General features: G+C 71.8%; 10 protein-coding genes. 6 read left to right on the top strand and 4 right to left on the bottom strand.

What is annotated here, in order from left to right; translation table 11 throughout:
• The first annotated feature begins 3 nt into the window (after nt 1-3).
• The gene (locus tag ABEA43_RS52745) at nt 4-1,149 is read left to right on the top strand and encodes an RNA-guided endonuclease InsQ/TnpB family protein (protein ID WP_345574186.1); all 1,146 of its coding nucleotides are present in this window, start codon (nt 4-6) and stop codon (nt 1,147-1,149) included.
• 57 nt (nt 1,150-1,206) lie between these two features.
• Here ABEA43_RS52745 and ABEA43_RS52740 read toward each other — a convergent pair whose 3' ends face one another.
• Complete coding sequence (locus ABEA43_RS52740) at nt 1,207-2,106, bottom strand: sulfotransferase family protein (protein WP_345574184.1); 900 nt, start codon at nt 2,104-2,106, stop codon at nt 1,207-1,209.
• A 42-nt stretch (nt 2,107-2,148) separates the two neighbouring features.
• Here ABEA43_RS52740 and ABEA43_RS52735 point away from each other — a divergent pair, with 42 nt between their 5' ends.
• From ABEA43_RS52735 to ABEA43_RS52725, 3 genes are read left to right on the top strand one after another with little or no spacing between them, the layout of a single operon-like run.
• Nucleotides 2,149-2,871, top strand: a complete 723-nt coding sequence (locus ABEA43_RS52735) for an SIR2 family NAD-dependent protein deacylase (protein ID WP_345574405.1) — start codon at nt 2,149-2,151, stop codon at nt 2,869-2,871.
• A gap of 3 nt (nt 2,872-2,874) precedes the next feature.
• Nucleotides 2,875-3,768, top strand: a complete 894-nt coding sequence (locus ABEA43_RS52730; protein WP_345574182.1) for a S66 peptidase family protein — start codon at nt 2,875-2,877, stop codon at nt 3,766-3,768.
• A 33-nt stretch (nt 3,769-3,801) separates the two neighbouring features.
• Nucleotides 3,802-4,683, top strand: a complete 882-nt coding sequence (locus tag ABEA43_RS52725) for a hypothetical protein (protein ID WP_345574180.1) — start codon at nt 3,802-3,804, stop codon at nt 4,681-4,683.
• A gap of 134 nt (nt 4,684-4,817) precedes the next feature.
• On the opposite strand, the gene ABEA43_RS52720 is transcribed toward ABEA43_RS52725, so the two are convergent.
• The 3 genes from ABEA43_RS52720 to ABEA43_RS52710 all read right to left on the bottom strand — a co-directional run bounded on the left by ABEA43_RS52720 (nt 4,818) and on the right by ABEA43_RS52710 (nt 10,228).
• Nucleotides 4,818-7,130, bottom strand: a complete 2,313-nt coding sequence (locus tag ABEA43_RS52720; protein ID WP_345574178.1) for an ATP-binding cassette domain-containing protein — start codon at nt 7,128-7,130, stop codon at nt 4,818-4,820.
• A gap of 729 nt (nt 7,131-7,859) precedes the next feature.
• The gene (locus ABEA43_RS52715) at nt 7,860-9,023 is read right to left on the bottom strand and encodes a pyridoxal phosphate-dependent aminotransferase (protein ID WP_345574176.1); all 1,164 of its coding nucleotides are present in this window, start codon (nt 9,021-9,023) and stop codon (nt 7,860-7,862) included.
• Nucleotides 9,024-9,082: 59 nt separating this feature from the next.
• On the bottom strand, nt 9,083-10,228 hold the full coding sequence (locus ABEA43_RS52710) for a PP2C family protein-serine/threonine phosphatase (RefSeq protein WP_345574174.1): 1,146 nt from the start codon (nt 10,226-10,228) through the stop codon (nt 9,083-9,085).
• 365 nt (nt 10,229-10,593) lie between these two features.
• Here ABEA43_RS52710 and ABEA43_RS52705 point away from each other — a divergent pair, with 365 nt between their 5' ends.
• Both ABEA43_RS52705 and ABEA43_RS52700 read left to right on the top strand, forming a co-directional pair.
• A complete protein-coding gene (locus tag ABEA43_RS52705; protein WP_345574172.1) occupies nt 10,594-11,982 on the top strand; it encodes a hypothetical protein in 1,389 nt (462 codons plus the stop codon).
• Nucleotides 11,983-12,176: 194 nt separating this feature from the next.
• The coding region (locus tag ABEA43_RS52700; protein WP_425570592.1) for a hypothetical protein at nt 12,177-14,113 on the top strand (1,937 nt) is incomplete at its 3' end.

The raw sequence follows: 14,113 nt of genomic DNA, 5'->3' as shown, positions 1-14,113 counted from the left end.
TCGATGGTGAAGCTGGTGGTGCAGGTGAAACTCCTGCCGACGCCCGAGCAGGCGGCGGCGCTGGAGGGCACCCTGCACGCCGTCAACACGGCCGCTGACCTGGTCTCTGCGGTGGCCTTCGCCCAGCGCTGCTTCCGCAACTACGACCTGCGCGAACACACCTATGCTTGGATCAAGGCCGAGTGCGGGCTGGCTGCGCAGGCAGCCCAGCATGTGATCAAAAAAGTCGCCGACGCCTACCGCACGTTCCACGCCAACCTCAGGGCCGGGAACGTGGGCGCGCCGGGGACCAAGCGCAGGACCAGGGCCGAGAGCAGGCCGATCACCTTCCGGCCGGACGCGGCCCAGCCCTACGACGATCGGTGCCTGTCCTGGCTGATGCAGGCGCGAACGGTGTCGATCTGGACCACCCGCGGGCGGTTGAAGAATGTCGCGTTCACCGGCTCACCTGAGCAGCTCAAGACCTTGAACGCCTGCCGCAAGGGCGAGTCGGATCTGGTTCACCGAGACGGCGGCTGGTATCTGTATGCGACCTGCGAGATCTCCGACGTGCCGGTGACCGAACCGGACGGGTTTCTCGGCGTCGATCTGGGCATTGCCAACATCGCCGCCACCGGCGACGGTACCCGCTACAGCGGCAAGGGCCTGAACGCGGTCCGTCACCGCAACCGCGAACTGCGCCGCCGGTTGCAGGCCAAACAGACCAAGAGCGCCAGACGGCTGCTGAAGAAACGCCGCCGCAAGGAAGCACGGTTCGCGGCCGACACCAACCACACCATCGCCAAGCAGATCGTGACCGAGGCAGAACGCACCGGCCGTGGGATCGCCCTGGAAGACCTCCAGGGCATCCGCGACCGGGTACGGCTCCGCAAGCCCCAGCGGGTCACGCTGCATTCGTGGAGCTTCCACCAGTTGGGAGCGTTCATCGGTTATAAGGCCCGCCGGGCCGGGGTCGCCGTGATCTACGTCGACCCGGCTTACACCAGCCGGCAATGCTCGGCCTGCGGGCATACCGGTCGGGCCAACCGGCCCGACCAGGAAACGTTCCTCTGTACGTCGTGCGGCTTCGCTGAGCATGCCGACGTCAACGCAGCCCGTAACATCGCCGCGCGTGGTGTGGCGGGCTGGGCAGTGAGTCACGCTGCCTGACGCGGACCGGACCGTCGACGCCATCGACGGCGAGGAGCTGCAAGCTCGGTCGTTCGTTCATGGCCGAGAAGCTGACCTCGTCAGGTAGCCCAGCCGCTTGAGCTCCTCGCGGGCCACCTTCTCCACCAGCTCCAGGTCGTCGCGCCCGAGCGCGGTCCGCCAGGCGCCGACCTTGGGGACGCCGGCGCCGTACAGCACGACCTTCGACACCCGCGTCTCCAAGAACTCCGTCAGCGTGGCCACCGACTGCGCGGGCTTGAGCACCAGGTCCTCGTAGCGCAGCGTCAGGAGCTGGTCGCCGGGCAGGGTCCTGCGCAGCTCGGCGCTCATGCGGACGGCGCTGCGCCAGCGCAGGGCGCTCTTGCCCGCCGCCGGCATGCCCTTCCACCGGTCGAGGTGCTCGTCCTTGTTGACGCCCAGGAACGCGTTGGGGAACTCGGTCTGCTCCGCCAGGATCGCCGGCTTGAACCAGGCCAGGCACGCCGGGTCGGCCAGCATGCCGGCCGCCACGTCCCGGCCGTCGCGGATGAGCTGCACGAAACGGGCGTCGGGGAACGCCTGGAGCAGCACGGGGGCGCTGTAGATCAGGTCGGGGCTGCCGTCGCCGAACCGGGTGACCTCCGCCGATGCCACGCAGGGACCGGTGCCCGTGACGCCGCCCGCCTCCCTGCACGACTCGGCGCACTGGCCGCACGATCGGGGCAGCACCTGCCACGACTCGGCGAGCGCGTCGCGCAGGACGCGGACCGCGCCGGGCGTGCGGCCGATGGAGGGCTTGCGGGCGAAGGCGTAGACCACGTTCGCCACGCTCGCGCGGCCCATCGTCACGTGGAAGCCGGGAGATCGTTTCAAGGCGCGGGCGAGCAGGTCCGCGCCGGAGTGCGGCGCTCCGATCAGGAAGACCGGACGGCGGACCTTGATGCCGTTGACCACGAGGATGTGGGGCGGAAGTCGCATACGAGAGGTAAGTGTGGCACCGTTTCCCGCGTGAGCGAGCCAATGCGCGTGTCGGTGCTGACGGGAGCGGGGATATCGACCGACTCCGGCATTCCCGACTACCGGGGCCCGCAGGGCGTATGGACGAAGAACCCGCAGGCCGCGGCCTCCGCGACGATCGACCACTATCTGGCCGATCCGGACATCAGGCGGGCGGCCTGGCGTACCAGGCTGGAGCATCCCGCCTGGGACGCCAAGCCCAACGCGGCGCACCGCGCGCTGGTCGATCTGGAGCACGCCGGGCTGCTGCGCGCCCTCATCACCCAGAACATCGACGAGCTGCACCAGCGCGCCGGATCGGCGGCCGAGAAGGTCATCGAGCTGCACGGCACCATGCACCGCGCCGAGTGCGTCGCCTGCGACCTGATCACGCCCATGCCCGAGGTGCTCGACCGGGTGCGCGCGGGCGAGGCGGACCCGCCGTGCCCGCGCTGCGGCGGCATCCAGAAGTCGAACACGATCTCGTTCGGCCAGCAGCTCAAGCCCGCCGTGCTGGAGGCGGCCAGGATCGCGGCCCACTCCTGTGAGCTCTTCCTGGCGGTCGGCAGCTCGCTGACCGTGCATCCGGCCGCCGGGCTGTGCGGCGAGGCGCTCGACGCGGGGGCCCGGCTGGTGATCGTCAACGCCGAGCCCACACCCTATGACCCCTTCGCCGATCAGGTGATCAACGAGCCGATCGGCCAGGCACTGCCCACACTGGTCAAGCAGATCATCGAGAGGAGCTGATCGATGCAGCGCGGTGACACCGTCGCGGTCGTCTCGCCGTCGGGTCCGCCCAACGCCGTCCTGCTCAGGCGCGGCGTCGAGCGCCTGGAGGGCCTCGGGCTGAAAGTGGTGGTCGGCGCGCACGCGCTCGACCGCCAGGGGCTCGACTACCTGGCGGGCAGCGACGCAGCCCGCGCCGCCGACCTGCAGGCCGCCTGGTGCGACCCGGCGGTCTCCGCGGTGTTCTGCTGCAGAGGCGGGTACGGCGCCGGCCGCCTGCTCGGCCTGCTCGACTGGAACGCCATGCGCGCGGCCGGCCGCAAGATTCTCATCGGGTCGAGCGACATCACGGCGCTGCACAACGCGTTCGCCATCGAGCTCGGCGTGCCCACGCTGCACGGCCCGATGCCGGCCTGCGACGTTCTGGCGAATGAGAAGCAGCCGGAGCCGCGGACCTGGGAAAGCCTGCAGGCGGCGCTGTTCGGCACGCCGGAGACCGTCCAGGGGGACCGGGTGCTGGTGCCGGGGCGGGCCGAGGGGGTGCTCGGCGGGGGCAACCTGTCGCTGCTGGCCTCGATGTGCGGGACCCGGTGGCAGCCGTCGTTCGACGGGAAGATCGCGTTCCTGGAGGACGTGGGCGAGGAGCCGTACCGGGTCGACCGGATGCTGACCCAGCTTCTGCAGGCCGGGGTGTTCGACGGGGTGCGCGGAATCGCGCTCGGATCGTGGGTGGACTGCGGCGATCCCTACCCGGTGCTCCAGGATCGGCTCACTCCGCTCGGAGTGCCTCTTTTGGCGGGGCTCCCCGTGGGGCATGGGTCACCACAGGTGAGCGTGTGGCTGGGGATGCTTGGGGTTATCGATACCGAATCGTGCTCCCTAGCTGGTCCGTTCCGCAACGAGGAGCAGGCAAGGTAGGAGGGACGAATCCGACAGAGGGGGACAGAACGCGTGAACTTGTTCAGGCGTGATCGCGAGCCCTCGCGCCGGCCTGTCGAGGACGTTGACCTTGATTCGCTGCTCGCGCTCGTCGCCGAATCCCTTGGATACGCCTACGACTTCGCCCGTGACGGCTCCTCCGTGACGCTCTCGGGCGAGAGCGACCTGGTCGTCAGGCTGACGGGGCTGCGGCGCGAGGTGGGGCGCAGGGCCAGGGAGGACTGGCCCACGCTGGTCTCCGAGCATCTCGCGCACGCGGTGGCCTCCATCGGGTCCACCGCCGCCGAGCGGCTGGACGTGTGCGATTGGGAGCAGGCCAGGCCGCTGCTGCGTGCCCGGGTCGAGTCCGTGGACGAGGTGGCCGACCTGACCAGGGTGGTGGGCCGCCACCTCAGCTCCGACCTGGTGGAGCTGCTGACGGTCGGCTCGCGCGCCGTGCGCCCCGAGGAGGCCGGGTGCTGGCCCGTGCCCACGGTGCGGGCCCTGGACGTGGCCGTCGCGAACGTCCGGCGCGAGGACCGGCTGTGGGTGGAGGGCATCGAGCTGTCCGGCACGCCGGTGACCCGGCTGACCGCCATGACGCCGTCGGCCGCCACGCATCTGCGCTGGCTGGACGACGAGCTGCCGGTGCCCGCCGACGGGGTGCTGGTGGTGCTGCCCGACCCGTACACGCTGCTGGTCCACCCGGTGGACGGGATCGGCGTGGTACGCGCCATCGAGCGGCTGCGGGTGCACGCGGAGCGCACGGACGGGCTCAGCTCGCAGGTCTACTGGTGGCACGGCGGCCGGCTGACCCTGATCAGGGCCGACATCGTGCACCAGCGGGGCCAGACCAGGCTCGTGGTGGCCCCGCCACCGGAGTTCGCCCGGGTACTGGCCCGGCTGGCGGTCTGAGAGCCGTCGCCCGGGTGCCGGCCCGGCTGGCGGTCTGAGAGCCGTCGCGGGAGCGGGCCTGGACGGCGCGGTCTGAGGGCTGGCGCGCGCCACCGGTTCGCGGCCGGCGGCGCGCTCGCCTCGTCGGCCGCCGCCTAGTCGCGGTCCACGTAGTCCCGCAGGTGGATCGCGGTGAGCGAGGAGCCGCCGCCGACCAGCTCACCGGGCGTGCCGGAGAACACGACCTGGCCCCCGTCGTGACCGGCCCCCGGACCCAGATCCACGATCCAGTCCGCGTGGGCCATCACGGCCTGGTGGTGCTCGATCACGATCACCGTGTTGCCGTCCTCGACCAGGCGGTCGAGCAGCGACAGGAGCTGGTCCACGTCGGCCAGGTGCAGGCCGGTGGTCGGCTCGTCCAGGACGTACGTGGTGCCGTTCCTGGCCATGTGGATGGCCAGCTTGAGCCGCTGCCGCTCGCCGCCGGACAGCGTGGTGAGCGGCTGGCCGAGCCCCAGGTAGCCGAGGCCGACCGAGACCAGCCGGTCGAGGATCGTCCTGGCCTGGCCGGTGGTGAAGAAGTCGCGCGCCTCGGCCACCGGCATGGCGAGGACCTCGCTGATGTTCTTGCCGCGCAGCCGGTATTCCAGCACCTCGGGCGTGAACCGCCGGCCCTCGCACTCCTCGCAGACCGAGGCCACCTCGGCCATCATCGCCAGGTCGGTGTAGATGAGGCCGATGCCCTTGCAGGCCGGGCAGGCGCCCTCGGAGTTGGCGCTGAACAGGCCGGGCTTGACGCCGTTGGCCTTGGCGAACGCCGTGCGGATGGGGTCGAGCACGCCGGTGTAGGTGGCCGGGTTGCTCCTGCGCGAGCCGCGGATCGGCGACTGGTCGGCGACGACGACGCCGTCCAGGCCCGCGACGTAGCCGTGGATCAGCGAGCTCTTGCCCGACCCGGCCACGCCGGTGATCACGGTGAGCACGCCGAGCGGCAGGTCCACGTTCACGTCGCGCAGGTTGTGCAGGGTGGCGCCCTTGACCGGGAGCCAGCCGGCCGGCTCGCGCACGTGCTCGCGCAGCCGTACGCGATGGTCGAGGTAGCGGCCGGTCAGCGTGCCGGAGCCGCGCAGCCCGTCCAGGTCGCCCGCGTAGCAGACCTGCCCGCCCGCCGTGCCCGCCCCCGGGCCCAGGTCCACGACGTGGTCGGCGATCGCGATCGTCTCCGGCTTGTGCTCCACGACGAGCACCGTGTTGCCCTTGTCGCGCAGCTGGAGCAGCAGGTTGTTCATCCGCTGGATGTCGTGGGGGTGCAGCCCGGCGGTGGGCTCGTCGAAGACGTACGTGACGTCGGTCAGGCTGGAGTTGAGGTGGCGGACCATCTTCACCCGCTGCGCCTCGCCGCCCGACAGCGTGCCGGACTCCCGGTCGAGGCTCAGATAGCCGAGCCCGATCTCCACCAGCGAGTCCAGCGTCGAGCTCAGCCCCTCCCGCACCGGGCCGACGGCGGGGTCGTCGATGGCGCGCACGAAGTCCGCCAGGTCGTTGATCTGGATCGCGGAGCACTCGGCGATGTTCCTGCCGCCGATCAGCGAGGAGCGGGCGGCCTCGTTGAGGCGGGAGCCGTCGCACGACGGGCAGAGGGTGAGCTTGACCGCCCGGTCCGCGAACGCCCGCGCCGCCGTCTGCATCGACTCGCGGTCCTTGCCGAGGTATTGCCGCCTGACCTTGCTGACCAGGCCCTCGTAGGTGAAGTTGTTCGAGCCGTACTTGATCTTGGTGGCGGGCTTGTGCAGGAAGTCCTGCCACTGCTCGGGGGTGTAGTCCTTGAGCTTGGCGTCCGGGTCGAACAGGCCGGAGCCGGCCATGACCTGCCAGTACCACGTGTCCACCGCGTACCCGGGGACCTTGATCGCCCCTTCGTTCAGCGACAGCTCGCGGTCGACCAGCTCGTCCACGTCGATGTCGGACGCCTTGCCCAGCCCCTCGCACTCGGGGCACATGCCCTCGGCCCGGTTGAAGCTGAAGGCGGAGGCGGGACCGACGTGGGGCCGGCCGATCCGGCTGAAGATGATCCGGAGCATGGTGTGCGCGTCGGTGGCGGTGCCGACCGTGGAGCGCGCGTTGGCGCCCATCCGCTCCTGGTCCACGATGATCGCGGCGCTCAGGTTGCTCAGGGAGTCGACGTCCGGGCGGGCCAGGCTCGGCATGAACCCCTGGATGAACGCCGTGTACGTCTCGTCGATCAGCCGGCGCGACTCGGCGGCGATCGTGTCGAAGACGAGCGAGGACTTGCCGGAGCCGGACACCCCCGTGAAGACGGTGAGACGCCGCTTGGGGAGGTCGAGGGAGACGCCCGTCAGGTTGTTCTCCCTGGCGCCACGGACCTGGATGAGATCGTGGCTGTCCGCGGCGCTGTGATCGCGGTGCCGGACGGAATCTGCCTTGCTGGAGCCCACGGAACCTTCCATCTTTTTATGGTGTAAGGGGATAGTCGGGACAGCTTACCCCCGACGGCCAGCGACAGGTGAAATCCGGCCGGACGCCATGCGGCGGCCTCCTGCCGCCGTCCGAGCGCCGGATACGGTGCCGAGCGCTGTCTGTGCCCGTCGGTCGGAGTCTGTCGCGTTGCCGGGGAACGAAGTGCGTGGGAGTGAGATCGAGCCGCGGCGGGCCCGCGTCCGTGCCGTCGTCTCCGGCGGGAGGCCGGGACGCGCTCGGCCGGATCCTCGCGGAGACCTGCAACGGCCGCACGCTGACCAGCGCGTACGACCCGGCCGGGCGGCGCGTGTGGCGGCGTAGCCCCTCGGGGGCGCGGGCGGCGTGGAGCTACGACGCGGCCGGGCGGGCGGCGGAGCTGCGCACGGCGGGCGGGGCGATCCGGTTCCGGCACGACGCGGCGGGGCGCGAGGTCGAGCGGCACCTGGGCGCCGGCGCCGTGCTCGCCCAGTCGTGGACCCCGGGGCACCAGCTGTCGTCCCAGACGAGTTCAGGGGGAAGAAGGCCGGATAGACCGACTTCGAGCTCTACCAGCTCTCGATCTCGCCGCACGCCTGGTCCAGGGCCTCCTGGTACCGGGAGACCCGGCTGCCGTGGCGTACGGGGCTGGAGGAGACCGGCAACCCGTTCGGCTGATCCGCACGCCGGCGCCCGCCGCGCGCCCGGGAGGGGGTGCTGGGGCGGGCGCGCGACGTGGCGGGTCAGGCGGACAGCGGGTTCACGTGCCGGTGGTGGAGGCCGATCACGGGGATCTCGTGCAGGCTGCCCGAATACAGGAACTGGGTCATCCCGATGAGCAGCCGCCGCACGTCCTCCTGCGGGCGTACGACCAGGCGCAGGAACTGGCTGGTGGTGCCCAGCTTGTTCCCGCACTCCCTGACGTACACGCCGTGCTCGCTGAGCAGGTGGTCGCGCAGCGGCACGCCGTCGTGCCCCGGTGGCAGCTTCACCAGCAGGAAGTTGCCCTGCGACGCGAACACCGACAGCCCCGGCATGGTGCCGAGCTGCTGGAACATCGCCCTCCTGTCCTGTCCCAGCCGCGTGAGGCTCTCCTGGTACTCGCCCATGAACTGCCGCATCATGAACACCACGACCTCGGCGAACGAGTTCAGGTTCCACTTGGGCAGCGCGTCCCTGACGCGACCGGCCAGCGCCGGGTTCGCGACCATGTAGCCGAAGCGGATGCCGTGCAGGCCGAAGTTCTTGCCCAGGCTGCGCAGCACGATCACGTTCGGCCGGACCGCGGCCTCGTGGGCCACCCCCGGGTACGGCTCCGCGTCCACGAAGTCGCCGAAGGACTCGTCCACGATCACCAGGTCGAGGTCGATGAGCTCGTCGAGCAGCCGCAGGACCTCGTGCTTGGGCAGATAGCCGCCGTCGGGGTTGTTCGGGTTGCAGATGACCGCCACCTTGGAGCCCCGCATGCGGATGAACGAGACGTAGTCCTGCACGTCGAGCGCGAAGTTGCGGCTCTCCAGCAGCGGATACATGTCCACCCGCTTGCCCGTCTCCAGCGGCTGGTCGGTCCACCGGCCGAAGGTGGGGATGGGCACCGCCAGGCTCTCGCGCACCAGCAGGTGGTCGATCCAGGTGATCAGCTCGGTCGAGCCGTTGCCCATGGCGACGGTCTTGGGATGGAGACCGAGCGTGGAGCAGAGCTCCTCGGTGATCGTGCCCGCGTCGCTCGGATAGAACTTGAGGATCGTCTCCAGGTTTCTCCCGAGGTGCTCGAATATGTCCGGGGTTGGAAAATATGGATTGCAAGGGATGCAGAAGTCCACCGGGGCGCGCTCTCCAGAGGAGCTGCGCATCAGTGAGAAGTACGACGGGCTATGCGCCTGCGCCCGCAAGAGGCTGAGCTCCACGACACCTCCATGGACCACGTGTCCGATGTGTGTAGGTACGCGCGGATGGGGCGTGCGGTTCATGATGTTGTGGAAGCCGGGTCTCCGAGTGGTTCGCCGGAGCCGCGCCCGGCCGTCTGCGCGATCCTGCGCAGCGTCAGCACGGCGATGTCGTCGCGCGGCGCGGCCCTGGTGAAGGCCCTCAGGTCGGCGCACAGCGCCTCGGCGAGCCGCGCGGGCGGGGCGATCGCCCACGCGCGCAGGCGCTCCTCCAGCGGGTAGAACGCGCCGCCGGGGTCGCGCGCCTCGGTGACGCCGTCGGTGCACAGCAGCATCGTCGCCCCGCCGGGGAACGCGAACCGCTCGCGCCGCCGCGGCGAGACCGCCAGCGCGGCCAGGCCGAGCGGCACGCCGGGCTCCCCGAGGTTCACCTGGAGGGCCTTCCCGCCGTGGATGACGTAGGGGGCGATGTGGCCGCAGTCGACCGCTTCGATCATCAGCTCCTGGCGGATGTCGAGCACGAGGGCGGTGACGAGCCGCTCGGGCTCGCCGTTGTGGGTGGCGAACGCGTTCTGCCTGACCACGGCGTTCTCCAGGGAGTCGACCACGCCGATGAGCGTCTCCTCCCGGTAGGCGGCCTCCCTGAACGCTCCCAGCACCGCCAGCGCCGTGCCGATCGCCGGCAGCCCCTTGCCCTGCACGTCCGCGATCAGGACCCGGGTGCCGTAGGGGGAGGCGGACACCTCGTACATGTCGCCGCCCACCAGCGCGTCCTCCTCGACCGGCTGGTAGAGGCCGTCGACGGCGAGGTTGGGGGTGCGCAGCGGCAGGGGGCGCACGATCTGCCGTTGCAGGGCCGCCGCCGCCGAGCGCAGCCGGTGCACCTCCTCCTCGCGCCGCACGCGGTAGCGGCACCCGAACACGCTCAGCACCCCGAACAGGGCCGTGAACCCGGCCGCCAGCAGCAGGTCGTCCGTCTCCTGGCGCAGGACGGCCGCGGTCAACCCCACCGCGAGGACCACCCACACCGACGCGATCGCCGTCTGCCGCACCGTGCCCAGGCCGGAGACGATGGCCGGCAGGAAGATCAGCAGCGGGAACAGCCGCACCGCCGTGCCCGTGACCACGTCCAGCGTGATCACCACCGCGGTGACCAGGACCAGGCCCGCCACGAACACCGGTGCCGAGATGCGCGGCAGCTCACGCCGCCGCCCGTTCGCCGTCACGTCTCTCCTTCACCTCCGTAGCACCTTCTATCAGCTGGTTTCTCCCGCCTGGGGGAAGGCGCGCCCCTTTGACCCCATCTTTCCTGAATGAGAAACGGCGATTATCCGGGCGGCAGGAGAATGTGGCTGCTGCGTTTATGCGGCGAGGAAATAGGCGGCCTCATGCATTCATATCTTAGGGTAGTTGTCCAGGAAGTACTACGCAGAGTAAACGATGTTGCCCCTTATGGCGGGGTTTGTTGGGGGCGATAGCCGGTCTCATTTGTTTCTCATCGGCGAACTCGTTGACAGAGCAGAATGATCTTGTAAATATCTGAATTGAGCGCGCCGATCACATTCTGCCGAGAAAAGGGAGAGGTCCGTTGATGGACCTGCTCATCGTCCCCCCGCTCACCGATTTCACCACCGCGGTCGTGCCGCCCGACGGGACCGAGGTGCTCGACCTCAACGAACACGTCGTCGAGCGGCTCGCCGACCCGTCCCGCCTCAGGGCCGCCGCCGCACGCCTGCCCGGCGATCAGCTCACCGCGCTGCTCGGGCGGGCGGCGGCGGCCGTCCTGGAGCGCGCGGCGTTCGACGAGGCTCATCTGAGAGCGGCCGGTACGGCGCTGCGGCTCGCCGCCGACCCCGCCGTCCGGCTCGGCATCGACCGCCTGGAGCTGGCCGAGGGCAGCACGCAGAGCAGCAGGGACGTGCTGGGCGCGGCCGGGCGGTGCGAGCTGTTCCGGCCCGAGATCGAGCTGGCGCGGTCAGTGGCCGCGGGGCGGCGGGCGCACGTCGTGGTGGCCTCCGCGGGCCAGCTCCCAGCCGCGTTCGCGCTGGTGCGGGCGCTGGGGGCGGAGCGGGTGACGCTGTGCGGGCGGCTCGTGGCCGAGCATCTCGCCGCCCTGCGCCGTGTCCCCGAACTGGCCGGGGTCCAGTGGCTGGCCTGGTCGCCCGAACGGGTGATCCGCCCGTCGTGGCAGACCGGCGAGCCCGTGCGCTGGGTGACGGGCGCGAGCCCGCCGCCGGCGCGCGGGCCGTGGGCCGGATGGCTCGACGCGGTCCGGGTGGCGGCGTTCCCCGCTGAGGCGCTGGGCCGGTGCCGCGGCCTGACGATCACGGTGACGCGGATCGACTTCCTGGCCGCCGTGACCGGGCTCAACGGGATGACCGTCAGCCTGCGCCGGCTGCTCGCCGCGCTCCCGTCCGGCATCCCGGTGACGTGCGAACTCGTGGTGGGCGCGCCGGGGATGGCCGCGGGCGTGGTGGGGGAGTCGGCCGAGCTGCTGGCCGACGGGGCCGGCGGGGTGCGGCCGGCCGGGCTGCGGCCGTACCGGATGAAGATCCGCTCGGCGTGGGCGGGGCACAGCGTGCGGTTCCCGCCGGACGCCGCGAACGACCTGGCCCGGTGGATCGAGTTCGCCGCGCCCGAGACGATGTGCGCGTACGAGGTGGCGGGCTTGATCGGGCTGTGGCGCGAGCGGCTGCACGGGCTGCTGCCGGGGCGGCTGGCCGCGTGCTCCGTCGCCGGAGGGGAGGCTTCCTGGCCCGGCTGGGATCCGTGCGTGGAGGTCGTGGCCGGGGGCGGGCACGGGACGTTCGCCGTCAACCTGCGGTCGGGGCGCTCGTTCCGGCTCCACCAGGGGCTGGTCGCGCCGGTGGCCCGGCTGGCCGCCGACGACCCGCACGCGCTCGACGGCCTGACGGGGGCCGCCCGCGACCGCCTGACCGCCGACCTGGCCCAGGCCGGAGTGCTGAGAGGACAACGGTGACCGGCCGGCCAGGCCCAGAGGGGGAGCGGAGTGCCGGGGTGCCGGGTCCCGAGGGGGCAACGGGGATCAGGGAGCCGGGTCCTGAGAGGGACTCGGGGACCGGGGTGCCGGGTCCGGAGGGGGCGTGGGGGAGCCGTTGCGGGGAGGATGGCGGGCTGTCGTGGCGGGTCGCGGCCGGTGGGGGAGATCTGGTCGTGGAGGTGCACCCGTGGCTCATGATGCGCAGCGCCGCCCTGCCCGCCCGGCTGCTCGGCGGGCTCGGCCATCCCGACCTGCCGCGCCTCGCCGGACGCCTGCTCGCCGCCGACGGCCGCCTCTCCTACGAACGCCGCCACTTCGAGCAGTGCGCCGCCGCCATGCGCACGTCCGTGCTCCGCCTCGGAGCGGAACGGCGGGCCCTGGCCAGGCGCTGCCTCAAGGCGGTGCGTACGGGCGTACCGCTCGCGGACGCGGAGATCCGGTTGCTGGAGTCGCTGGGGCTCGGCGGCTGGGTGCGGCGCTGGCAGTCCGCCGTCGTCGAGGCCGCCGCCGCACGTGCGGCAGCCAGGAGCGCCTACGCCGCCGCCCGGCTCGTCACCCGGCGCGGGGTCGCGGAGGCGTACGACGAGGAGGCCGTACGGCATGCCGCCTTCGTCGCCGACCCGGGCTTCTACCGGGCGATGTCGAACCACCCGCTGGCGCGGCGGCCCGGTGACGGCACGGCCAGGCGGTCGAGGCTGCTGACCGCGACCGCCCATCGGCACCTGCGCAACTTAGCGGCGTCCACCGGCTCGGGTCCGGTGCTCTACGCGCGGCTCGCCCCGGAGTCCGCCGACGCGCTTGGGGTGGGCGAGCCGGGGACCGAGCGGGTGATGGTCGAGGCCGGCGGGTGGCTGATCCGGCGCCTGCAGACCGTCCTCGACGCTGCCGCACCCGAGCGCGACCTCCGAGTCTGGCCCAGCCCGCTCTTCCGCGAACCGCCCTCGGCAGGGGATCGGGAGGACGCGCCTGCTGGGCCGTCCGTGCCTCAAGATGGGCCTGAGCGGGTGCCTGTGCTTGAGCGGGTGGTCGATGGGGCGCGGGTGCGCGTGCCCGAGGGGGCGCTCCTGGTGTGGCGGGCGGCGTCCGGGGGACGGACCGTTGGCGAGCTGTCCGATGAGCTCGGGCTGTCGGTGGAGGCTGTCGCCGGACACGCTCGTGCCTCCAGGGCTGCCGTGATCCTCTCCCGCAGCCGTCTGCCGGCCGCCGAGCCGCATCCGCTCACCGCGCTGGCCGGCGTCTCACCCGCTCCGGCCGGAGTAGTTGAGATCGCGGAGCTCCGGACACGCTACGAGCGCGCGCCCTGGCCGGAGCGGGCACGGTGGTTCGAGGCGGCCAGACAGGCGGTGGCGGACCTCGGGGACCTCGGGGACCTCGGCGGCCCGGCGGTGGATCGCGGTGGCGCGGTGCTGGATCGCGGTCGCGCAGGGGACCGCGATAGCGCGAGGGCTGTCGGCGGCGTCGCGGCGGAGCGTGGCCACACGGTATTCGGCGAGCGGGAGCCCTCGGGCGAGGCGGGGTCGGGTGAGCGGGCGTTCCCGGGTGGGGTGGGATCGGGTCAGCGGGAGGCCTCAGGTGGGGCGGGGTCAGGTGAGCGGGCCTTCCGGGGTGGGGTGGGAGCGGGTGAGCGGGAGTCCTTGGGTGGGAGGGAGGCGGGGCGAGGCGTTGGGCGGGAGCGCTTGGGCGTTGGGCCGAGCCGGTACAGCGATCGGGAGATCTTCCACGAGTGCCGGTCCAGCGCCTACAGCGAGCGCGTCACCATCGGCGGTGCCGCGCTGGCCCGGCTGCGGGACGCGTTGTCGTCGGTGCTGCCGCTTTGCGCTCTCGGTGCGTTGCTGGCCAGGGAGGACGCCAGGGACGCGGTGCGGGCCGTGCTCGGCGGGCGTTCCGCGCCGCTGGCCAGGCTCGCCGCCACGAACCTGCGTACAGAGCCCACGCGCATGCGTGCCCTCACCGCGGTCCTGGCGGAGCTCGTCGCCCAGAGGTACGCCGGCGGCGGCCACGACGCGCGGGTGTCCTCGGCCGACGGGCTGATGGCGCAGGGGTACGGGGCTGGTGGATGGGATGAGAGGGATGGGCGGGTGTTCCGGGTCAGCGCGGACGGGGTGCGGGG

The organism is Nonomuraea rosea (assembly GCF_039539705.1).
GTDB classification, from domain to species: domain Bacteria; phylum Actinomycetota; class Actinomycetes; order Streptosporangiales; family Streptosporangiaceae; genus Nonomuraea; species Nonomuraea rosea.
The sequence above is the reverse complement of the archived record's forward strand: the minus strand, read 5'-3'. Positions and strand labels throughout refer to the sequence as shown.

What these genes read in the sequence shown, in the direction of transcription:
- ABEA43_RS52745 (WP_345574186.1), top strand. Translation starts at nt 4, where the DNA reads ATGGTGAAGCTGGTGGTGCAGGTGAAACTCCTGCCGACGCCCGAGCAG.
- ABEA43_RS52740 (WP_345574184.1), bottom strand. Translation starts at nt 2,106, where the DNA reads ATGCGACTTCCGCCCCACATCCTCGTGGTCAACGGCATCAAGGTCCGC.
- ABEA43_RS52735 (WP_345574405.1), top strand. Translation starts at nt 2,149, where the DNA reads ATGCGCGTGTCGGTGCTGACGGGAGCGGGGATATCGACCGACTCCGGC.
- ABEA43_RS52730 (WP_345574182.1), top strand. Translation starts at nt 2,875, where the DNA reads ATGCAGCGCGGTGACACCGTCGCGGTCGTCTCGCCGTCGGGTCCGCCC.
- ABEA43_RS52705 (WP_345574172.1), top strand. Translation starts at nt 10,594, where the DNA reads ATGGACCTGCTCATCGTCCCCCCGCTCACCGATTTCACCACCGCGGTC.
- ABEA43_RS52720 (WP_345574178.1), bottom strand. Translation starts at nt 7,130, where the DNA reads ATGGAAGGTTCCGTGGGCTCCAGCAAGGCAGATTCCGTCCGGCACCGC.